Origin of the sequence: Sneathiella marina, from assembly GCF_023746535.1 — a bacterium.
Lineage (GTDB): Bacteria > Pseudomonadota > Alphaproteobacteria > Sneathiellales > Sneathiellaceae > Sneathiella > Sneathiella marina.
This window is the reverse complement of sequence record NZ_CP098747.1, coordinates 3,352,706-3,374,428: the sequence shown is the minus strand read 5'-3', so window position 1 is coordinate 3,374,428 and position 21,723 is coordinate 3,352,706. Positions and strand designations below refer to the sequence as shown.

General features: G+C 46.3%; 23 protein-coding genes and 1 pseudogene. 6 read left to right on the top strand and 18 right to left on the bottom strand.

Annotation, left to right across the window (positions count from 1 at the left end; all coding sequences use genetic code 11):
* Nucleotides 1-96: 96 nt before the first annotated feature.
* The 4 genes from NBZ79_RS16310 to NBZ79_RS16295 all read right to left on the bottom strand — a co-directional run bounded on the left by NBZ79_RS16310 (nt 97) and on the right by NBZ79_RS16295 (nt 3,464).
* Nucleotides 97-591 (bottom strand): DUF934 domain-containing protein, encoded by a 495-nt coding sequence (locus NBZ79_RS16310; RefSeq protein ID WP_251933605.1) that lies wholly within the window; start codon nt 589-591, stop codon nt 97-99.
* Entirely contained in the window at nt 584-2,236 is a 1,653-nt protein-coding gene (locus NBZ79_RS16305; RefSeq protein WP_251933604.1) for a nitrite/sulfite reductase, read from the bottom strand. Before NBZ79_RS16305 ends, NBZ79_RS16310 begins: the two co-directional genes overlap by 8 nt.
* A gap of 16 nt (nt 2,237-2,252) precedes the next feature.
* Nucleotides 2,253-2,582: a DUF2849 domain-containing protein gene (locus NBZ79_RS16300; RefSeq protein ID WP_251933603.1), complete on the bottom strand. Its 330-nt coding sequence runs from the start codon at nt 2,580-2,582 to the stop codon at nt 2,253-2,255.
* Between the two features lie 132 nt (nt 2,583-2,714).
* Nucleotides 2,715-3,464: a phosphoadenylyl-sulfate reductase gene (locus NBZ79_RS16295; protein ID WP_251933602.1), complete on the bottom strand. Its 750-nt coding sequence runs from the start codon at nt 3,462-3,464 to the stop codon at nt 2,715-2,717.
* 165 nt (nt 3,465-3,629) lie between these two features.
* On the opposite strand from NBZ79_RS16295, the gene NBZ79_RS16290 reads away from it, so the two are divergent.
* Together NBZ79_RS16290 and NBZ79_RS16285 are read left to right on the top strand one after the other, a co-directional pair.
* Nucleotides 3,630-4,406 (top strand): thermonuclease family protein, encoded by a 777-nt coding sequence (locus NBZ79_RS16290; RefSeq protein ID WP_251933601.1) that lies wholly within the window; start codon nt 3,630-3,632, stop codon nt 4,404-4,406.
* 27 nt (nt 4,407-4,433) lie between these two features.
* Nucleotides 4,434-5,915 (top strand): M48 family metalloprotease, encoded by a 1,482-nt coding sequence (locus NBZ79_RS16285; protein ID WP_251933600.1) that lies wholly within the window; start codon nt 4,434-4,436, stop codon nt 5,913-5,915.
* Nucleotides 5,916-5,936: 21 nt separating this feature from the next.
* Here the strand turns inward: NBZ79_RS16285 and NBZ79_RS16280 are convergent, their stop codons facing one another.
* From NBZ79_RS16280 to secA, 5 genes are all read right to left on the bottom strand, one after another.
* On the bottom strand, nt 5,937-6,749 hold the full coding sequence (locus NBZ79_RS16280) for a metallophosphoesterase family protein (protein WP_251933599.1): 813 nt from the start codon (nt 6,747-6,749) through the stop codon (nt 5,937-5,939).
* 122 nt (nt 6,750-6,871) lie between these two features.
* On the bottom strand, nt 6,872-7,369 hold the full coding sequence (locus NBZ79_RS16275; RefSeq protein WP_251933598.1) for a CarD family transcriptional regulator: 498 nt from the start codon (nt 7,367-7,369) through the stop codon (nt 6,872-6,874).
* A 266-nt stretch (nt 7,370-7,635) separates the two neighbouring features.
* Complete coding sequence (gene fdxA / locus NBZ79_RS16270) at nt 7,636-7,974, bottom strand: ferredoxin FdxA (RefSeq protein ID WP_251933597.1); 339 nt, start codon at nt 7,972-7,974, stop codon at nt 7,636-7,638.
* 105 nt (nt 7,975-8,079) lie between these two features.
* Nucleotides 8,080-8,541 carry a tellurite resistance TerB family protein gene (locus NBZ79_RS16265; protein ID WP_251933596.1) on the bottom strand — a complete coding sequence of 154 codons (462 nt, stop codon included), beginning with the start codon at nt 8,539-8,541 and terminating at the stop codon, nt 8,080-8,082.
* 35 nt (nt 8,542-8,576) lie between these two features.
* Nucleotides 8,577-11,258 (bottom strand): preprotein translocase subunit SecA, encoded by a 2,682-nt coding sequence (secA, locus tag NBZ79_RS16260; RefSeq protein ID WP_251933595.1) that lies wholly within the window; start codon nt 11,256-11,258, stop codon nt 8,577-8,579.
* 329 nt (nt 11,259-11,587) lie between these two features.
* Between secA and NBZ79_RS16255 the strand changes: the two genes are divergently transcribed.
* The gene (locus tag NBZ79_RS16255; protein WP_251933594.1) at nt 11,588-12,565 is read left to right on the top strand and encodes a peptidylprolyl isomerase; all 978 of its coding nucleotides are present in this window, start codon (nt 11,588-11,590) and stop codon (nt 12,563-12,565) included.
* Between the two features lie 49 nt (nt 12,566-12,614).
* Here the strand turns inward: NBZ79_RS16255 and NBZ79_RS16250 are convergent, their stop codons facing one another.
* A complete protein-coding gene (locus tag NBZ79_RS16250) occupies nt 12,615-13,055 on the bottom strand; it encodes a DUF1178 family protein (protein WP_251933593.1) in 441 nt (146 codons plus the stop codon).
* A 94-nt stretch (nt 13,056-13,149) separates the two neighbouring features.
* Between NBZ79_RS16250 and NBZ79_RS16245 the strand changes: the two genes are divergently transcribed.
* On the top strand, nt 13,150-13,659 hold the full coding sequence (locus NBZ79_RS16245; RefSeq protein ID WP_251933592.1) for a class I SAM-dependent methyltransferase: 510 nt from the start codon (nt 13,150-13,152) through the stop codon (nt 13,657-13,659).
* A gap of 6 nt (nt 13,660-13,665) precedes the next feature.
* Here NBZ79_RS16245 and NBZ79_RS16240 read toward each other — a convergent pair whose 3' ends face one another.
* The 4 genes and pseudogenes from NBZ79_RS16240 to NBZ79_RS19710 form a co-directional block, all read right to left on the bottom strand.
* Nucleotides 13,666-14,520, bottom strand: coding sequence for a carbon-nitrogen hydrolase family protein (locus NBZ79_RS16240; protein WP_251933591.1), 855 nt, complete (start codon nt 14,518-14,520; stop codon nt 13,666-13,668).
* A 20-nt stretch (nt 14,521-14,540) separates the two neighbouring features.
* On the bottom strand, nt 14,541-14,801 hold the full coding sequence (gene grxC / locus NBZ79_RS16235; protein WP_251933590.1) for a glutaredoxin 3: 261 nt from the start codon (nt 14,799-14,801) through the stop codon (nt 14,541-14,543).
* Between the two features lie 43 nt (nt 14,802-14,844).
* The gene (locus NBZ79_RS19610; RefSeq protein ID WP_251933589.1) at nt 14,845-15,057 is read right to left on the bottom strand and encodes a ComF family protein; all 213 of its coding nucleotides are present in this window, start codon (nt 15,055-15,057) and stop codon (nt 14,845-14,847) included.
* 384 nt (nt 15,058-15,441) lie between these two features.
* A pseudogene (locus NBZ79_RS19710) lies at nt 15,442-15,606 on the bottom strand (double zinc ribbon domain-containing protein); the annotation flags it as partial.
* A gap of 207 nt (nt 15,607-15,813) precedes the next feature.
* On the opposite strand from NBZ79_RS19710, the gene NBZ79_RS16225 reads away from it, so the two are divergent.
* Nucleotides 15,814-16,599, top strand: a complete 786-nt coding sequence (locus NBZ79_RS16225) for a methyltransferase domain-containing protein (RefSeq protein WP_251933588.1) — start codon at nt 15,814-15,816, stop codon at nt 16,597-16,599.
* Nucleotides 16,600-16,745: 146 nt separating this feature from the next.
* Entirely contained in the window at nt 16,746-17,153 is a 408-nt protein-coding gene (locus NBZ79_RS16220) for a helix-turn-helix domain-containing protein (RefSeq protein ID WP_251933587.1), read from the top strand.
* 235 nt (nt 17,154-17,388) lie between these two features.
* Here the strand turns inward: NBZ79_RS16220 and NBZ79_RS16215 are convergent, their stop codons facing one another.
* The 4 genes from NBZ79_RS16215 to argJ all read right to left on the bottom strand — a co-directional run bounded on the left by NBZ79_RS16215 (nt 17,389) and on the right by argJ (nt 21,696).
* Nucleotides 17,389-19,347 carry a DUF2207 domain-containing protein gene (locus tag NBZ79_RS16215; protein WP_251933586.1) on the bottom strand — a complete coding sequence of 653 codons (1,959 nt, stop codon included), beginning with the start codon at nt 19,345-19,347 and terminating at the stop codon, nt 17,389-17,391.
* Between the two features lie 37 nt (nt 19,348-19,384).
* Nucleotides 19,385-19,951, bottom strand: coding sequence for a LemA family protein (locus tag NBZ79_RS16210; protein ID WP_251933585.1), 567 nt, complete (start codon nt 19,949-19,951; stop codon nt 19,385-19,387).
* A gap of 96 nt (nt 19,952-20,047) precedes the next feature.
* Nucleotides 20,048-20,455: an 8-oxo-dGTP diphosphatase MutT gene (gene mutT, locus NBZ79_RS16205; RefSeq protein ID WP_251933584.1), complete on the bottom strand. Its 408-nt coding sequence runs from the start codon at nt 20,453-20,455 to the stop codon at nt 20,048-20,050.
* Nucleotides 20,456-20,463: 8 nt separating this feature from the next.
* Nucleotides 20,464-21,696, bottom strand: coding sequence for a bifunctional glutamate N-acetyltransferase/amino-acid acetyltransferase ArgJ (gene argJ / locus NBZ79_RS16200; RefSeq protein WP_251933583.1), 1,233 nt, complete (start codon nt 21,694-21,696; stop codon nt 20,464-20,466).
* Nucleotides 21,697-21,723: the final 27 nt, after the last annotated feature.

Sequence of the window (21,723 nt, the reverse complement as noted above, 5' to 3'; positions counted from 1 at the left end):
TCCGCTTTTGTGACAAAGAAAAACACCTGGCTGCGGGGAAGCAATTGAACCAGGTGCTTTTCAGGTTTCTGCCGAAGCAGTCGTTGGTGTCATAGGTTAGGTATCACGTCGCCAAATGGGAAACTCTTCATCTGTTGCGGGTTGATAGGTCACGGTCATTTCGGTGAAGGCTTTCAAGGATCCTGTCAGGTCTTCACCACTGCGCAACTCAAAGGCGTTGAAACCACATCTTTGCATATAAAATAATTGGTCATGGAGCACATCACCTGTTGCTCTGATTTCACCTTTAAAGCCATATCGATCCCGAAGGAGGCGAGCTTGAGTGAATGCGCGGCCATCTGCCATTTTAGGAAATTCCAGGACAATAAGATCCAGCCTTTCCAGATCATCTTTGATCAGAGTCAAGTCATCGGTATTCTTAAGGGAAACACCAAGCCGGCTATTGCGGCCAAGCAACATCCCGCGTGCTGCGACCCATTCCTCCAACGGTACGTAAATGTCACCTGCGGGTAGCGAATCTGCTTCTTCCAGCCCTGTAAAAGGCATCCATTCATCATCAGCGGGTTTTCTGTCCTTGATATAGTTACCCATAAAGTTTTTCCTTAAACGGCGGCTGACCGATCCGTCGATACGTGGTTAGAAAAGTTTCTTCCGGGTCTTCACGCTTATCAAGATAAACCGTCAATACATCACTGACAGCATCGACAATCTGGTCTGCTTCGAAAGCCGGGCCAATGATCTTGCCAATGGAGGCATCTTCGCGTGCACTACCGCCGAGGGTTAGCTGGTAAACTTCCGTGCCCTTCTTGTTAACACCGAGAATACCGATATTTGCTACATGATGGTGACCACAGGCATTGATACAGCCTGATATATTAATGCTCAGGTCGCCCAAATCATTGACGAAATCATAATCATCAAAGCGATTGGTAATTTCCTGAGAAATTGGAATGGACCGTGCTGTTGCCAAGGCGCAAAAATCCAAGCCTGGGCATGAGATAATGTCCGTCATATGATTATAATTCGGTGTGGCCAGATCTAGCTTTTTCAATTCAAGCCAGAGGGCATGAAGATCTTGCAGCTTCACGTCCGAGAGTACAAGGTTCTGACGGTGTGTGGTCCGAATTTGACTCAGGCTATATTTGTCCGCCAAATCAGCGATAGCATCCATTTGATCGGCGGTCACATCGCCTGGCGGCTGATGCGCTGACTTTAAGGATAAATAGACAACGCGGTACCCGGACTGTTTGTGCAACTCGATGTTTTTGTCGGCCCATCGTGCGAAATCGGGATTTGAGAGAATCTGGTTTTCAAATTCACGGTCTGTATCCGGCAAATCATCATATTCCGGGTCAACAAAAAAAGCTTTGATCCGGTCAATATCCTGTTCTCGTAGATGCAGACCTGTGGCTTTTATCTTCTGCCACTCTTCTTCCACCAACGCACGGAATTCATCTTCCCCGGTTTCATGAACCAGGATTTTAATTCTTGCCTTATAGAGGTTATCGCGGCGGCCGAGCTGATTGTAGACACGTAAGATAGCCTCAAGATAGGTCAGCATGTCTTCTTTCGGTAGAAAATCCCGAATTAGCTTCCCGATCATCGGTGTACGGCCAAGGCCGCCTCCTACATATATCTCGAAGCCAGTTTCATTTTCTGCGTTGTTGACCAGCCGCAAGCCAATATCATGGACTGCGACGGCAGCTCGGTCATGAATGGCTCCGCTGACCGCAATTTTGAACTTTCGCGGCAGAAAATTGAACTCCGGATGAAAGGTCGACCATTGACGGATGAGTTCACAATAGGGGCGGGGATCTTCAAGTTCATCCCGGGCAACGCCAGCCAGTGGGTCTGATGTTGTATTTCGAATGCAGTTTCCGCTGGTCTGGATCGCATGCATTTCAACAGCCGCTAAATCATCCAGAATATCCGGAACATCCTCGAGTTGCGGCCAGTTATACTGGATATTTTGCCGCGTGCTGAAATGACCATAGCCTTTGTCATATTTGCGGGCGATATGTGCAAGCGTCCGCATTTGCTCGGCGGACAGCAATCCGTATGGAATAGCCACACGAAGCATATAGGCGTGAAGTTGCAGATAAAGCCCATTGCGAAGACGTTGTTGCTTAAACTCATCCTCAGACAATTGGCCCTTTAGCCGCCGCTGAACCTGTCCGCGAAATTGCTCGACACGTTCCAGCAGCAGTTGATGATCCTGCTCCGAATATTGGTACATGGTAACCCTTAAATAATTAGGCGGCTTTGCGGCCAGCCCGCTCTGAGGCATTTGCTGCGTTGTCGCGCGGCAAAACAATCGTTGGGCCTGAGGCGCGGATCTGTTCGCGCTTGGTTGCAGCAACCCATCCCCCGTCAGAATTGACAACATCTATGGCATAAGGTGCGACAATGATATTGTCTCTCTCTGATTTTTCCGCAGCAATTTTGAGAGATTCCACAGATCCGTCATCCATGGCTGTTGCCTGTCCAATTTCGGGGGTCCAAGAAGGAAGACCATCTTCAAGACAAAGATACGCAACCAAACCCTCTTTCAAAAGCGATGCTGTGTAAACCTGTAATGCCATTTCTTCTCTCCTTTGCGTTGTGATTGCCTTGGCAATCCTTCGACAACTTTTTTCTATCCTCATAATCTAGGTATTATTTTAAATAACTCAAGAAAAATGTGAATAAAATTTATAATACAGTAAAAAACTGTATTAATTAATGCTTGAAACTGCGGAATCTCTACTCACATGAATACCGCATTCTGTTTTATCCTGCCCTGCCCATCGCCCAGAGCGATCGCTGCCTCCTGGTGCGACACGTGATGTACATGGCATGCAGCCAATTGATTTGAAACCATCAGCGACAAGCGGGTGCGGCGGTAAATTCTTAGCTATAAAAGCCTGTTTTATGTCGGCGGATGACCAGTCATAAAGCGGGTTTATTTTTATAAAATCAGCATCTGCTTCGATTGACTGGAGTGAGTTTCGTGTTGCAGATTGAAAGTTCTTCCGGCCGGTGATCCATCCCTTGAAACCCAAATTACCCATATTTTTTAGTAGCTTATCCAATGGCTGAACTTTCCGCAAGCTGCAGCATTTGTCCGGATCTGTGGTGAATAGCATGTCATCTGGATCAAGGCGTTGTAAGACGCCATCGTCTGGTCGAATAACCCGAACATCTTCAAGGCCAAAATGATCTGTCAGTGATTTCTGATAGCGGAGTGTTTCCCCGAACAGACGCCTCGTATCGAGAAAAATGACAGGAATAGCAGTGTCTACCTGAGATACGAGATCGAGTAATATTGCTGATTCCGCACCAAAGGAAGAGGACAGCATAAGTTGCCCTTTGAGTTCGTTGCTGACCAATGCTTCTAATAATGCACCACCGGACAGGTGACCATATTTACCGCGCAATTTGGCAGATTCTGCTTCAGCGCAAAAATTATCTGTCGAAGAACTCATGATTCACCTGAGAATTAGTAAAAAGATAATTCATAGGTAAGGCGTATATTTGATAATATCAAGAAAAAATGTATAAAAAATTAAATTACAATAAAAAATGTATTATTTGAATTATGGGTTGATCTGTCGATTCTAATATACGACAATTTGGTGTTAGGAGGGGAAATGAACAAATATGGCCTGGTTGCGGTTTCAAGTTTGACTGTGTGGTTGGCAACCTCTGTTGCGGCAAATGAGGTTATGACTTTCAGAATATCCAGCATTATTGACGGCCGCCTTATAACGGAGGACGGGAAGGCAATCTCCCTGTATGGACTTCAGTTTCCTGACCCGTCCGAAAATCCTGCAGGCGCCAAACAGGCGGCGGACCAGCTAATCAGTCGTGTTCTTACAAAGCAGGTGACGCTTGACCTTTCTCTGTTCGAACAGACAGGGTCTAGCGTAAACCGCTATGGTGATTACCACGGTCAGGTCTTGGACATTTCAGGGAACTGGATCCAACAGGATTTAATCGAGAAGGGTTTTGCCTGGTGGAGTGGTGCAGCGAAATACCCGAGGCAATTGCGCCTTTCTTTGATTGCGGCAGAGCGGAGCGCGGAAAAGGCGAGTTTCGGTGTGTGGCAGACATTCAAGACTATAAATGCGAATATGTTAACGGTTGTACCCAAGTACGCAGACTTTGTTATCGCGGAAGGACGTGTCCACAGCGTCTATAGTTCTGCGAAAATGACTTATATTAATTTCGGTGAAAACTGGAAATCAGACTTCACGGCCGCTATTTCGTCAATAAACAAGCGTAATTTTGAATCACAGGGCTGGAAGTTGTCGGCTTTGGTGCATAAATTGGTACGTATCAGAGGATCGGTACGATGGTATAATGGTCCCTTTATGGAATTGTCTTTTCCAGAGCAGCTGGAAATACGCTCGCCCCCGAGTAATTGAATTAAGTGGGAGATCTTTTTTTTGAAAATGACCGGATTTAAGTCTCGCCGAAAACCAATATTGTTAACCGCGGCTTTTTTGGCGGCAATATCAATGCCGTCACCGGCATCAGCTGATTTTATGGATAATTTATTTTCCGTTTTTGAACCCACCAATGAGCGAGAAGTTGGTGCGGAGCAACATCCAAAAATTGTTGCCCAGTTTGGCGGCGAGTATATACAGGAGGGGCTGAACGATTATGTTCTGGATATAGGCCTTCGGCTGGCTTTCGTTTCAGAAATGAAAACTCTGCCATGGCGGTTTACTGTCCTCAATACTCCGGTGGTAAATGCTTTCGCGCTACCGGGTGGCTTTGTTTATATAACGCGGGGGTTACTGGCTCTGGCAAATAACGAGGCTGAAGTTGCGGGTGTGCTTGCGCATGAGATTGGGCATGTTACCGCTCGCCATGGTGCTGAAAGACAGTCGCGCGCAACCGGAATAGGCCTGCTGGGTGCCTTAGCCGGCATACTAACGGGAAGTGGTGCCGTTCAACAGTTGGGGCAGCAAGTAGGCGGGTTATATATCGCAGGCTATTCTCGAGACCAGGAACATGAGGCTGATCAGCTAGGTGTCAAATATTTGGGATTAGCCGGATATCCCCGTGAAGCCATGGCTGACTTTTTGAAAAGAATGCAGGCACAATCGGAATATGCAAAAAAATTGGCTGGCAGTGAAGGCAAGGAAAGCCAGTTCGATTTTTTTGCCTCTCATCCGCACACTGAAGATCGTGTTTCCAGAGCCGCTGGTTCGGCAGCGGCAAACGCTGATAACATTGATAGGGATTATGGGGAATCCAAGTTTTTCAGTGAAATTGACGGTATGCTGTATGGTGACGATCCGAAAGAGGGGTTAATTAAGGGTCGCGAATTTGTTCACCCTGTTTTACGGTTTAAGTTTGATGCGCCACAAGGTTTTCAATTGATTAATTCGAGCAACGCTGTTTTCGCTGTTGATGGCAAAGGCAGCCAGATGGTGTTTGATCTTGGCCAAATGAAAAATCATTCTTTGAGCATGGCGGATTATATGACATCAGAATGGCTGACCAAATACAAGCTTCAGAATATCTTGAAAATGGAGATAAATGGCGCACCTTCTGCCGTGACCAAGTTTTATGTGGAGAAGAATGGTAAAAAAATATTCATAACGGCTGTAGCCATAGATTTTGGTGGTGGGCGGGTTGCCCGGTTTTTATACCGATCCTTTAGTGCGGATAAAGATATGCAACTGCGAATCCAGGAAAGCTTTAATAGCTTCCGTCCCTTGCAGTATGCAGAAGCTCAGAGGATTAAACCGACGCTTATAGATATAAAAACAGTAGCTGGAAATCAGAATTTGGAGGACTTGGTCGACGGTATGGCAGAGATTGTTGAAGATAAGAAAGCATTGTTTCTCTTGCTTAATCCGAAATTCGAGACTGAAAAGCCAGCCCGGGGACAGGAATATAAATCACTAAAATTTGCGCCATAGGTCAAATGATTGTGCCTCTCTTTAATCGATGCAGACCTGATCTTCTATGCCACCTTTCAGGTTGAAACAGGCCGAATATAACGGACCGCCGTAGCCACAGCCGCCGTCGATCGTCATGGTATGCGCTGTCTCTGTGATTCCGCGATGAGCCTGATCGTACCCGCGGATAACTTTATGAAATCCGGAATATGGTTTATCGATTGCATCGAAATGAGTGCTGCCCCACCAAAAGGTGTCATTTTGATCGATAACGGCTTTGCTAGGATCAATCCCGGCATGGACAAAAAGAAGCTCACCACCCTCCGTATAGGCGGCACGGCGAAGAGCAACCAGAATATCGTTGTGACCCGGGTTTTCTTGGATTTTCTCTCGCAGTCTGTTTGTCCATTTTGTTGTTGCGAGTATTCCTTCGCGAAAATATTTTCGTACTTCTTCCTCGGATTCGCCATAAGCCTCTAGCGTGCGCCCAATGCCATGTTCGGCCATCCAGTCAAAAACGGTGTTTGGATCGGATGCGAGTTGAATTTGGAGAAGCTTTCGCCACATTTCTTCCTGAGCACCGCGCAAAAAGATAATATCCTGCGCCGCCATTCCTGCAAGACAGAGCCGGTTAATGCGAAAGGAAAGTAATTCGTCCAGCACTCCTTTTATGTCCGGTCCACGGCCCAAATAATTCCCAAGATACACCAGCCTGTCACCATGCTTCCAGCGTGTCACCAGGGTATCATGCAGTTTTATTAGCCGATCGAGATCACCATGAATACTTGAAACCGCCCACACCCTACCGACCTGCGCCAGGCAGCCGAATTTCTCTCTGTAAGCATTTAGTTTCATAGTTTCGCACAATGTAGGTTCGTTTTGATTTGTGCAAGCCCTTGAGGTGTGAATTGGTAAAATTTAAGACAAAAAAACCCGGAATCTCATCCGGGCTTTTATTGTTACTATGTTTTTGAAGCTTAGGCGGCTTTTAGAACCTTTTGGACTTTTTCTGCGGCTGCATCTGCTTCAATTTGTTCGACAACAGCCAGTTCTCGCGAGAGACGTACGAGTGCAGCTTCATAGATTTGCCGTTCACTATAGGATTGATCCGGTTGATCTTCGTTTCTATGCAGATCGCGAACAACTTCCGCAATCTGGATCGGGTCGCCAGAATTTATCTTTGCTTCATATTCTTGTGCCCGACGGCTCCACATAGTCCGTTTTATACGGGCGCGTCCTTTAAGCGTTTCCAGAGCATTCTTCATTTTCTTTGGAGATGATAAGGCACGCATCCCGACATTTTTAGCTTGCTTGATCGGAACGCGAAGCGTCATTTTCTCATGAGAAAAATCGACAACATAGAGGGTCAATGCCATGCCGGAAATTTCTTGCTCCTCAATACTAGTGACTTGTCCGACACCATGTGTAGGATACACGACGTGATCCAGAGGTGCGAATTCCAATTCCTTAGTCATAAAAATCCTTCTCATAAACCTTGGTGAGAGCCTTGGGTATGGTTGCCCAAAAAAAACTGCAGCGTTATCCGCGCTGCATGTATAGCTCTGTCCACCAGTAAAACAAAAGTCACAACATAAAAAGGGCTCCTAAAAGGCATAACTCTGCCTTTCGCGCCCTAATCAATTCAAAATGACTACATTCAATAAAAGAACTATATCACATTTTTTCGTAAAATGCTAATCTTGTTCCCTAAATCGTGATAAATCAGGTATTTACAAGCTTTTTAGCCTTGCTCACCCGGGTTTGGACTGAAATGTTCTTTAAACTTGTCCGCTTTTCCATCCCAGTCTTCGGCGTCAGGAGCTTGCTCTCCTTTTTGAGTAATATTCGGCCATTTATCGGCGAACTCCTTATTTACCTCTAGCATTTCTTCGACACCGTCCTCTGTATCAGGAAGGATAGCCTCGGCAGGGCATTCGGGTTCACATACGCCGCAATCGATACATTCATCCGGATGAATGACCAGCATATTTTCGCCTTCGTAGAAACAATCAACCGGGCAGACTTCCACGCAGTCCATGTATTTGCACTTAATGCAATTTTCGGTCACGACGTAGGTCATTTTTTTCTCCAGCTTATTCGAATAGTCAGTATTACAAGAACTCCTTAACGGATTATCGTTAAAGGCAGCGAAAAACAAGACAAAAATAAAAAGCAGTGAAAATTATCAGTCCGGATCGATACCCAGACGCGCCAGGACACGTTTGCGGGCATCCCCCCGCTCTCGATCACTGACATAGATCAACCCGGCTACGCGTCGGACAAGATTGGCTTCAAATTTGCTGAGGACACCGTCTGCATACGCTATTTCCCACAACATCTCTATCATTTGAACACGGGTCTCAATGGGAAAGCTTTCTTTGACTGTCCGCGTGAAGTAAAAAAGCTGCCCAGCCTCGGCCTGAGCTTTTTCAGCATCATGTAGAAGCTCAGTCGCTTCGCTTTCAGATATCTTGTAATGCCGCTCAAGAACATCCAAGATAGCGCGTCTTTCCACTTCTTTAAAATCATCATCAGAAAGGGCAGCCTCAATCAGGAGCGCAGCCGTGGCGATATGCTCCTCATCTGAATTGGATGGTTTTTGCTGATCGCCGCCATCGGACATCAGGCCTTTCAGGAAAGAAATCATCAAATACCCTTAACAGTTAACAAAAATACCTAAGATCAAACCTGTCCATGACATTGTTTGAACTTTTTGCCGGATCCGCAAGGGCAGGGTTCATTTCGTCTGACCTTACCCCAAGTTTCCGGATTTTCACTATCCAGTTCCAGTTCAGCGGCTTCAAATTCATTTTCGCCCGTAACAGGATCAATATGGGTCACCTGCATTTCGCTTTCATCCGGCTCACTCCGCTGGAGTTGTTCGGCCGGATTTTGGAGTTGGACGAAGGACAAATAAGTTGTCACTGTCTCCCGTAATGTATCCAACATGGTCTGGAACATGTTGAACGCTTCTGTTTTATATTCATTTAAGGGATCTTTCTGTGCATATGCACGCAGGGATACGCCCTGACGTAGCTGATCCAGCTGCAATAAATGCTCTTTCCAAGCCTGGTCGAGAATTTGCAGTAAGATACTTTTCTCAACCATACGCATGATTTCAGGTCCGTAATTAGCAGCTTTCTCCGCCATTCTACGGTTCGCGGCGTCTTTCAAACGGTCTCGAATTTCCTCATCTGCGATCCCTTCTTCTTTTGCCCATTCGTCGACGGGCAGGTCAAGAGCAAGAGTTTTCGCAACAGCTTCCTTCAACCCGTCTGTATCCCATTGTTCCGGATAGGCCTTCGGCGGAATATGTGTATCAACAAGGTCATCGACGACTTCATCACGCATGGTCGTTACGGTTTCGGATACGTCTTGAGTATCCATCAATTCAATACGTTGCTCATAGATGACCTTCCGCTGATCATTCATGACGTCATCAAATTTCAGAAGATTCTTACGAATGTCGTAGTTACGGGCTTCAACTTTTTGCTGGGCTTTTTCAAGCGCTTTATTGATCCATGGGTGGACGATGGCTTCACCATCTTCCAAGCCGAGCTTCCGAAGCATACCGTCCATCCGCTCAGACCCGAAGATACGCATTAAATCATCTTGGAGGGACAAGAAGAAGTGAGATGTCCCGGGATCACCCTGGCGGCCGGACCGTCCCCGGAGCTGGTTATCAATCCGCCGGGATTCGTGACGCTCTGTTCCGATAACAAACAAACCACCTGCTTGCAGAACCCTGGATCGTTGCTCGCTGATCTCGTCTTTAATCTTCTGTGTGATCTCGGCAATTTTAGCTTCGACGGTTTCGCCAGTGATACGGGCGGCGATTAACATATCTTCATTTCCGCCCAGTTTAATATCTGTTCCCCGGCCCGCCATGTTCGTTGCAATTGTGACCGCGCCTATCTGGCCGGCTTGTCCGATTATTTCCGCTTCTTGTTCATGATAACGGGCATTCAGAACTTTGTGGGAGATCTTCTTTTTTTCCAGCATGGATGACAGCATCTCGGATTTTTCAATTGAGACCGTTCCAACAAGAACCGGCTGTCCACGCTCTACACATTCTTCAACGGTATCAATGATGGCAGAGTATTTTTCTTCTGCTGTTCGGTAAACTTCATCATCGGCATCTATACGGGCAACCCCGACATTGGTCGGTATTTCGAGAACTTCCAGGCCATAGATTTCATGAAATTCCTCTGCTTCCGTGGCCGCGGTCCCTGTCATGCCTGCAAGTTTGTTATAGAGACGGAAATAATTCTGAAACGTTATGGACGCGAGAGTTTGGTTTTCCGGTTGAATTGTCACACGTTCCTTAGCTTCCAATGCCTGATGCAACCCCTCCGAAAACCGGCGACCGTCCATCATTCGTCCGGTAAATTCGTCAATGATAACAACTTTATCGTCTTTAACGATATAGTCTTTATCTTTTTCGAAAAGCTTGTGTGCCCGCAAAGCCTGGTTCGCGTGATGTACGACTGAAATATTTTCGCTGTCATACAGATTGCTGCCTTTGAGCAATTCAGCATCGTCCAGGATTTTTTCCATCCGTTCCGTGCCTATTTCAGAAAAATTGACGGTTTTTGATTTCTCGTCTTTTTCGAAATCCTCTTCGCCAATCTGCGGGACAAGACTATCCATCGCCCGATAAAGTTCAGACGAATCTTCCGCAGGTCCAGAAATAATCAAAGGTGTCCGGGCCTCATCGATAAGGATACTGTCAACTTCATCAACAATTGCGAAATTGAACCCCCGTTGAACCATGGCGGATTTTTCGAACTTCATATTGTCACGAAGATAATCAAAACCAAATTCGTTATTGGTACCATAGGTAATATCGGCAGCATAAGCCGCACGGCGTTCGTTATCGTCAAGACCGTGAATGACACATCCAACAGTCATCCCCAGTTTGGCGAAAACCCGACCCATCCATTCTGAGTCGCGCCGAGCCAGATAATCATTCACTGTAACGACATGTGCGCCTTTACTTTCGAGCGCGTTCAAATAGACCGGTAACGTCGAAACCAATGTTTTACCTTCACCGGTTTTCATTTCCGTTATTTTACCTTGATGAAGTACGATGCCGCCTAGAAGCTGTACATCGTAATGCCGTTCACCCAGGGCACGTACGGCCGCTTCTCTTACACAGGCAAAAGCTTCTGGCAGTAAATCTTCTAACGATCGCCCCGCAGTTATTTGCTGGCGAAACTCAGCTGTTTTAGCCATAAGCTCGGTGTCACTAAGAGGTTTAACTATCTCTTCCAGTGAATTTATTTCGTCTACTTTGGTTCGAACAAGCTTAAGTGCCCGGTCATTCGGAGACCCGAATAACTTCTTGGCAAAGGAACCGAACATATCTGACTATACTCCAGTCAAGGGTTGTGACATCAAACAATCATGCACCTGAGGTGCGCGATTTTTCATTAAAGCATCTGCAATTAGGTTAAAAAATGCCGATATATCTAAGGAGACAGATAAGGGGCAACCGCTGTTATGTCAATCTATCGAAACAAGAGATGGCATAAAGGTGGAGTTTTTGGGGCGAAAAAGTGAAAATCAACTACAATATTTTAACAAAGGTTGTTCTCGCGTTAATTACGACTATATTCGCTGGAATTCCGTTGTCTCTGGAAAATGGCACTTAACTTCTAGAGACGCGATCAACAAATTGGGATCCAGATACAATGAAATCAGTTCACTTCCTCGCTTTTGCAGTTGTTGCAATTTTATCCTTACTCATTGGCTATTATGTCGGCACTAACGCTAAAGGCGGATCAATGAATGATATTGTTGCTGCTGTCGAATCAGGAATGTCTTCAAACACGTCTGCAGCAATGAAAAATGAGGGGGCGAGTGACGGAAAAGTATTGGCGACCGTCAATGGGGCGGAAATTACGGATGCGGATGTGACAGCACTATATGAAACACTTCCGGCTCAATATCGTCAGGCACCAAAAGAATTTGTGGAACAGCAATTGCTGGATCAGCTGGTCAGCATGGCAGTAATCGGGCAAGCAGCGCAAAAAGAGAATTTTGGTGAAAAGGCGGAATTTCAGGAACGTTTGAATACAGTTCGTGATCAGCTGCTGCAAGAATACTATTTGAAAGAAAAAATTGACGAGATGGTCACAGATGAGGTGATCCGTGCTGAATATGACAAATTTGCTGCTGAATTTAAGCCCGATGATGAAGTGCAGGCACGCCACATCTTGTTAAAAACCGAACAAGAGGCCAATGATATCATTAAGCTATTGGATGAGGGCGGCGATTTTGTCGAACTCGCAAAAGAGTATTCGACTGGCCCTTCTGGTCCGAATGGTGGAGATTTGGGTTATTTTACGAAAGACCGGATGGTGCCGGAATTCGCAACGGCGGCGTTTGATCTGCCAGCCGGCGAGCATACGAAAATGCCTGTAAAAACAAAGTTCGGCTATCATGTTATAAAAGTTGAAGACAAACGCCAGACACAGCCGCCCGCGTTTGAGGAAAAACAGGAAGAAATCCGGGGGCAGAAAACGAACTCTATGGTGACAACAATGATCGATGAGTTGAAAGCTGCTGCATCAATCATTCTTCTGACACCAAAGGAAGATGAGAAAATGGAGGAAAAGTCGGAAACTGAAGAGAAATCAGGATCTGAAGGCGCCGACAAAAAAGACTAACTAACGCCTCAAAACCAATATCAAAGGGCTCGGATTTTCGAGCCCTTTTTTAATTGTCAGTGTTGGGAACCCAAGGTATTTCGCTTATTTCCACCCCTTCTTCTTTTAGCTCACTGCTTTCTTCTGCTGTGGCTTGCCCATAAATGCCGCGTGTTTCCGTTTCGCCATAATGAATCTTGCGGGCTTCTTCAGCAAATTGATCGCCGACATTGTCAAAGTTCTTTTCGACAGTATTCCGGACTTCCCGCATGGCCATCATCATAGCTGCGGCCTGTTTTGTCTCTTTTTCCGCTATGGCCGCACGGTCACTTTTGGACAGGGAGTTTTTCTTGGGAACGGAGGGAGCCATAGGTGCTTTGGTTATACCTGTAGTACCGCAAACAGCGCAGACCAGAGCGTTTGCACTTACTTGAGCATCATATGTTGCGCTATTCTTGAACCATGCTTCAAAAATATGGGCGTTGTCACATTGTAGGTCGTATTTAATCATTTAGAATTTTGCTTTGTCTTTTGATGCTCATGAATTAAAAATAATTGTTTCCGCGGCAAACACAAGTGCGGTGTAGTTTATAATTGAGTGATGCATGAAACATGTTTCTCCGTGGGTTCGGAAATATAGCTCTCTTTTCCCAAAAGAGCACCCCATACTAGATGTTGCCTGTGGTAATGGCCGCCATAGCTTCTTTATGCATGAACTCGGCCATGACGTCTTTGCTACTGATAGAGATGTAGCAGCGATAAATGCAACTCAGATTCCGGTGGACATCTCGATAATCGAAGCGGATCTGGAGCGGCAGCCATGGCCGTTTTCCACACAGATTTTTTCCGGTGTTATTGTCGTCAATTATTTATGGCGGCCGCTTTTTCAGGATATTATTGATTGTTTAGCGCCAGGCGGCGTGCTGCTTTATGATACCTTTGCGCAAGGGAACGAAAAATATGGGCGACCGCGCAATCCGGATTTCCTGCTGGCGCCGGAGGAGCTAAATAATTTATGCCGACAGAATTTTGACATTCTGGAATATTTCCATGGTGCAATAAAAGGTCCAAAGCCCGCGATGCGGCAATCGATTGCAGCCATTAAAAAACCCTAGGCAGGCCTATTCAGCTGCTGTTGCATCATAAATGGCAGGTTCAAACGTGAAGTCGCGATTGTTCTTTAGATTGGGAATTTGCTGACGTCTTCGTTTTATCTGATCTGTATCGATATCTGCCGTGATAAAGCCGGTTTCTTCGCCCATTTCTGCTATTTTTTCGCCCCATGGATTAATAATCATGGAATGCCCATAGGTTCTTCTTTTTTCAGAATTTTGCCCACACTGAGCTGGCGCAATGACATAAGCGCCATTCTCGATTGCCCTTGCCCGGAGAAGAATCTCCCAATGTGCAAGGCCTGTGGTATGCGTAAATGCCGCCGGAATGGTAAAAATACCGGCGCCAGCTTGAGCTAACGCCTGATATAAATGAGCAAACCGCACATCGTAGCAGACAGAAAGCCCAATTTGGCCCCATGGTGTTTGTGCAATAACCGCTTTGTCTCCCGGTGCATAAGCCCGGCTTTCCTTATGCGATTCCCCCGTATCCAGTTCCACATCAAACATGTGAATCTTGTCATACTGAGCAGCGATCGAACCATCCGGTCGAATGAGAAAGGAACGGTTTGCCAGACGATCTTCATTCGGTTTTTTTATGACCAATGACCCCGCCAGGATCCAGGTATCCAGCTCATCAGCCAGTTGCCGAAAGCTAGCAAGCGTTACATCATCATTCTGTAATTGCGCTTTTTCCCGGGCGGCCGCCTTGTGCGGTTCCAGCATGTTGGTCACTTCAGGTGTGCCAATAAAGTTGGCGCCTTCCGCAGCGGCTTCACGGATAAGTTCCGTCGCTGTCTTCAAATTCTCGTGAACATCCGTTTTTGAAGTGATTTGAATGCATGCTGCTTTAAATGCGGGCATATTTCTCTCCGGCCGTTCCCTTAGGATTTACCCAAAATTGGATCGAGTTTTCCGGCACCTTCCAACATATAGAGGTAATTGCAATCACCGATATGCTCACCGTCGACAAAGACTTGAGGAACAGTGTAGGAACCGCCAGCCCGCTTCGTCATTTCCTGCCGCAGGTCGCCGGAAACCGTCACATCAATTTCCTTATAAGTGACGCCTTTTTGCTTCAGTAGCTTTTTGGCTCGCGAACAGAAAGGGCAAAACATCGTTGTATATATTTCTATATTTTTCATAACCGGTAACTCTATTCATAAATTGGTATTGCGCCGCCCTGCATTATATAGCGAGGTTAGTCGTCCGAACAACCCGGCAAAAGGTCAAGACATCAACTTGCTGAGCGCCTGCCGTCAACAAACTGTTACTACAGGCTTCAACTGTTGCTCCTGTCGTATATACATCATCAACCAGCAAAATGCGGGCATTCCTAACTATCGATGTATGCCGCGATGTCACTCGAAAAGCTCCGCTAACGTTTTTATGCCGCGCCATGGCACTCAGTGCACCTTGTGACTTTGTATGCCTTATCCGGTTCAATAAATCAGGTATTGTCGGCCTGCTCGATAGTTTGGAAAGTTCGTTGGCGAGCAGGGCTGATTGATTGAAGCGGCGTTTTATCAAACGAAATGGGTGTAGAGGGACGGGGCAAATAAAGTTGCAATGATCCACAAGTTCCGGTGCAGCCCTATACATCCATGTTGCAAATGGAGGACCTCGGTCTGTCTGGTCGGCGTGTTTGAAACCAAGTATCATATCGCGACTATGCGCATCATATTTCAATACGGATCTGGCTTGGTGAAAGGGCGGTGGCGTTCGGAGGCAATTTCCGCATTGTAAGTCCTGACCGCCGTCAAATTCAAAAGGGTAGCCGCAGATTGCGCAACAGGGTTTCGATAAGAAGGTTATTGTCGGCCAGCATTTTGCACATAAATTACCAGGGGTATTGATTGGTTCTGAGCATTTCAGGCAGCTCGCCGGAAATACAGCATCAAGGATATGTTTGAAAACAGTATCTAATTTTTTACGCACCAGTAGACCCATAATTATCTTTATAATAGAAACAAAATGATATAAAAACCAATTTTACGGGTTATCAATTGCGAGATTGTTCTGATCCGGGAGAAATGTCATAACGATCCAATGAAAAAGCCAAATTTAATAAGTACTGAAAATCTTCTTTTTGATCGTCATTCGGTTCGCCTCCATAGAGATCGTGCCGCTCTTATCGACTGGCCGAAACATCGGTTTTTGTTTGATGAAGTCGCTAAACGACTGGCGGAGCGCTTACTTGACATCACCGAGCAATTTGATCTTGCGTTAGATTTGGGCTGTCGTGGTGGCTCTTTTGGCGCTCAACTGCACGCTGTTAAACCGACAGCACAGGTAGTTAGTGCCGATTTAAGTTATGATATGATTGAACAGGCGGAATCAATCTCTGTTGTCGCCGATGAAGAATTTTTACCCTTCGCCCCTCATTCCTTCGATCTCGTCGGTAGTGTTCTGTCATTGCATTGGACAAATGACTTGCCTGGTGCCTTGGCCCAGATTGCGAGAGTTATCAAACCAAATGGATTGTTTCTAGGTGCCTTATTCGGTGTTGATAGCCTGCAGGAGTTAAAAATTTGCCTTGCCGAGGCCGAATCGGAATTATCCGGAGGTGTCAGTCCGCGAATCTCGCCTTTCACGGAAGTGCGTGACGCCGGTTCTCTCTTGCAACGTTCTGGGTTTGCTTTACCGGTGACGGACATTGATACAATAACATTGAAATATAAAGATGCTTTTTCGTTAATGAAGGAGCTGCGCGGTATGGGAGAAACAAATTCATTGCTAAGTCGCAAGAAATCTTTGACAGGACGTAAAGTTTTATTGCGAGCAGCTGAATTATATCATCAATATTTCGAAGATGAAGATGGACATATTCCTGCGACCTTCCAAATTGTCTATATGACCGGATGGTCACCTCATGAAAGCCAGCAACAACCCTCTAAACGAGGAAGCGGTGTAGTGCGATTGACTGAAACGCTTGGAGAATAAGCGGTCTGTCACAAAATATAGAATTTAATGTTATTAATACACGCTAAAAGATCATTTATTGCGAAAATGTGATTGCCACGTCGTCTGGTTTTATACGATAATAACGTATTCTTGTTTAAGCCGTCTCATTCATACTTGGTTGGGTTATGCGTACGATTGAAGAAATACTGTCTGATCGTGAAATGTCGGTCGTTGAATTTCAAATTCTAAACAAATTCTGGAGAAGTATTCGCTTAATTCAGGGGCGCCGGGACAAAGGCGCTTCAAAGAATAGGTATCTCGTTGGCGCAGCGCTCGGTACGCGCCGCATGACACGTCGTGAGATCGATATCGAGACGATGGCTTCCCTTACTGGATTGGCGCGATCTAGCTTGCAAAAGACGTTAAAACAGATGGTGGAGGACGGTGCGGTCCTTCTTGAAAAAGATCCGTCAGACAAACGCCGGACAATTATAAAACCAAGTCAAAAATTCCTGGATCAGTCGCTGGATATGTACGAAGAAACGCGAGCTTTGATAAAAAAGACCTTCGACGAATTGCGCGCTGCGGATTGAAAATTGTAACCACAGTTGGCAGCTATTTTTCTTGCCACAGAAACAAAAATTGTTAGTCTTGAATAGTAGGCCTAACAAATATGAGTTAGCTGGTACCTTTCTCACCATTTGTTCTCAAAGCAAGTTTTTGGGGGAAATAGGTTTCTTGGCTGGCAAGTGGATGAGGAGAAAATCCGCTTGCCAGCCTTCAATTTACAGTTCTGAACGCGGTGCTGATAGAGACTTCGGTCGAATTTTACCAGCCGCCACCGCCTCCTCCGCCACCGCCACCGCCGGATGACCCTCCTCCAGACGACCCACTGGAACTACCAGGCGAGGTGGAAGCAGAAGAAATCGCGGAGGTAAATCCGTTGGATAAAGAAGAGGAAAATCCAGTAAGATTTCCGGTATTGAAGTGGCGCCCTCGATACCAATTCGGTTTATATTCTCTGCTCCAGGGCCCTTCCGCGGATATCTGAAGTTTATCCGAAAATTGTTCGCTCCAGGCCTGCTCTACACCTAATGCCAACGCATAGGGTAAAAACTTTTCAAACAATTCAGGTGTTCTTTCTGGCGGATTCGCAAAATTCATTCGGTCTTTTTCCGCTACAGATAAAAATTCTGAGAAACCGGCAAATTTGTCCATCATCTTGCGGCCAAGCTGTGTCGGTGCTTTCAGCAAGTGATAGAATGAAATATTTATCAGTTGAAGCACAGCAAATAAAGCAGCTGCGAATGGAGAAGAAATACCGACAAAAATTGATAAACCTACAAATTCCCCAACGACAAATGGTATGGCAAAAACAGAAGACACGATCGCTGCGATCAGGGTTTTTGTGCCTCCGCCCGCCAGAACCGCCTGCCATGCGCGCCAGCTCCTTCGGAGAAGAAAGTAGATTGCGATCGTCCAGATACTCAGCCACAGGGCGATAAACGCCATGGGGGCGGGATCGCGTGAAGTCGCAATCATCGCGCCAAAAACAACAGCAGAAATAGCAACTCCGGGGACGAAATACGCCGTATTATTCTTAAAATAGATGGTTTCAAACTCTGTCCGTAACCAGGATTTCAAGCCGCTTTTAGCGCTTTGCAGCGTCCGGTGATTGCCTTGTTTCAATTTTATGCTCAGGCGTCTGTTTGGAAACAAGGAGCGTGCCACTGATTTCTCGCCAGGGGACAGTTTTTGCCGGTAATCTGCCTTGATTAACGTATATACTCCCTTGTCATCCTCCTCTATTTCCAGGTAGCCTTTCACAGCCATACTAACGATGGCTGCGGCAAAGACCTTATTATCAAAACCAGAGCGCATTATGTAGCGTGTGGCTGCAGGTGAATAGCCGGAAGGCGGTTCGAACAGGGGAATTATTGTGCCCGGCGCCGGATCTTTACCAACACGAAACCAGACAAATATGTAATAGAGAAAAAGAACGAGAACACCGACTATTCCGGTGAACAGGACAGCATTGTCTTTCAAGAAAAAAGTCGCCTGCTCTACTTCTGTTGGTTTTTCAACGAAGCCGACAGGCCATGAAACGGCAATTGTCAAACCCTGTTGTGGCGCCAGGGGCTGAGTGGTGTGAAAGGCGACCCCATCTGTATAATTCCGCCGGGAATAGTTGCTGCCGGCTTCTCCTTGGTATCCGGTGTAAGCGCTCGCCTTTAGAACTTCGGCACCAGAGGGAAGATGTATTCGACCACTGGCCCTTTCTATTTCGAAAGCCCACCCATTGCCGGTTATGTTATAATAGAGCTCATCAAAATTCTCGAAGAATCCAATCTGCCGACTGGTTTTATATTTCAGGACATACTTATGTTTGCCTTTGGGGATTTGAACATTCTTGTCACCGATATAGACACGAATGCCGTTACCTTGCTGGACGGTATGAAAAGGTTCCTCAGTGCCGTCACGCATGACCTTTTCGACCGTAAAACCCACCCGGACTGAATTGCCATAACGGTCTTTATAGTTAGTTGGGAAATCCCGATATATGCCGCGCTTTATCTGACGTCCTTCTGCATAAACTGTAATGGCTTCACGGACAGTCAGGGTAGAATCAGAATGTACCCAGATATCGCTTTCGAAATTTTGAATAACCTCACGGGCGTAGGCGGGATTGCTGCCCAACAGCCACAAGCCGGAAAAAATTACGAATAAGCTGAAGATCTGCTTTTTGACGCGGTTTCGCCTTACCTTTTGAGTGATGTCCATATTCATGGTGATATATTCGAACTGATATTCAGGCAAATTAAGGTCAGTCGAAACTGACTTTTACAGGATGACGTGCAGCATCTTCGTCTTCGGAAAGTTCGAAAAACTCTGCTTTGATGAAAGCGAACCAGCGGGCGATTAAGTTGCTGGGGAATTGATCCACTTTCGTATTATTATCTCGAACAACGCCGTTATAGTAACGTCTTGCCGATTGAATATTATCTTCGATTTCCGACAAATCCTCCTGCAATCCGATGAAATTTTCGTTTGCTTTTAACTCGGGATAATCTTCCGATAAGGCAAATAACGACTTTAGGGCTCCGTTTAGAAAATTTTCACTCGCGGCCTGCTGTTCCGGCGTGCCCTGGTTGGCCATAGCCTCACTTCTGGCTCGGGTAACCGTTTCGAAGGTTTCGGCTTCATGTTTCGCGTAACCTTTGACAGTTTCTACTAGATTTGGGATGAGGTCATATCGACGTTTCATCTGTACATCTATGCCACTCCAGGCTTCTTTTACGCGCTCACGCAGGCTTACAAATTTGTTATATGTTGCAATAACATACATGATTACTGCAACAAATATCCCTAATATAACCAATAGTGTGACCATCGGATAATACCCCACCACATAGAAAATAAGCCTTATGTCTACATCCAATAGGTTAAATTAGCGTATGGAAAGTCGCAAGTCTGGCAGATGGGAAAACTAGAGCAAATCTCTCAACATGGCGACCAGAGGTACATCTGCTGGCGGCATTTCGTAATCACTAAGCCGGACCGCACGCACCCATTTTAACGTTTGGCCTTCTGTCGGTCTGGGTGTTCCATGCCAGCGCCGGCAGACAAAAAGGGGCATGAGCAGGTGAAATTTATCATAACTGTGGCTGGCAAAGGTGAAGGGAGCCAGGCAGGCTTCTGTCACATCGATAGCCAGCTCTTCCTTTAACTCGCGGATCAACGCGAATTCAGGAGTTTCTCCAGGCTCGACTTTTCCGCCGGGAAATTCCCATAAACCGGCCATGCTTTTACCCTTGGGGCGTTGAGCTATGAGAACGCGATTGTCGTCGTCAACAAGTGCAACAGCGACAACCAGTAAAGTGGGAAGGTCGGTCATTACTTAGGTTAGCTTCGGTAATCAGCGTTAATGTCAATATATCCGTGCGTAAGATCACAGGTCCAGGCAAAGGCCGACCCGTCTCCAACCGCGACATCCACATTTATGACAATTTCTCGACCTTTCATATGAGGTGTGAGTTGTTCCTCATTATAGTCTGGGTACCGGTGGCCATTTTGCGCTATCAGAATGCCACCAATCATCAGGCGCATTTTATCTCTGTCAGCCCTTTCACCAGACTTTCCAACAGCCATTATGACACGTCCCCAGTTTGCATCTTCTCCTGCAATGGCGGTTTTGACGAGAGGTGAGTTGGCAATAGCCAGGGCGATTTTCTTGGCGGAGGCGTCCGAGGTCGCTCCTGTAACCTTTATGGTGATAAATTTACTTGCGCCTTCCCCGTCTCGGGCCACTTGCTGTGCCAAATCTGACATAACATCATAAAGGGCCCGTATAAAGTCACTTAACATTTCGTCATCGGCTGTTACAGGAGGCGCGTTTTCCGCCGCACCCGTTGCAAACAACAAGACTGTATCGCTTGTAGAGGTGTCGCTATCAACTGTTACACAGTTGAAGCTGTTTTCATTGATTTCCAATAATAATTGTTGAAGGATTGGAGCCGGAATAGCAGCATCCGTGAAAATAAAAGCAAGCATCGTCGCCATATCCGGGGCGATCATGCCGGAGCCCTTGGCGAACCCGGTTATGGTCACGTCTTTTCCTTGAATTTTGCCGCTTGATACCGCCCCTTTTGCGAAGGTGTCCGTCGTCAGAATGGACGCCGCGGCTTTCTGTCCGTTGCCGGCAGAGAGATTTTCTCGAAGTTCGGGCAGCAGTTCAGTAATTTTTTCAGTTGGAACCGGATCGCCGATCACCCCGGTAGATGCTATATATATTTCATTGCTGTTGGCATTTAGTAACTTGCCAGCAGTTTTAGCCGTTTCCTCGACTGTTGTTTTTCCAGCAGATCCCGTAAAAACATTTGCAATCCCCGCATTCACCACAAGTCCACGTGCAACGCCGTTTGGCAAGATCTTGCGACCCCAGTCTACCGGAGCGCCTGGCATTGCATTTTTAGTAAAGACCCCTGCTACCGTAGTTCCGGGAGACAATTCTACCAGCAAAAGATCATCTCGGTCTTTGTATTTCATACCTGTATGACCGGTCGCAAAACGCACACCATTTACTTCAGGAAAAACCGGAAAAGAAAGCGGAGCTAACGGAGATTTTTTCAAGGCCATATCAAGTTTCTTTCGACAAACATATTG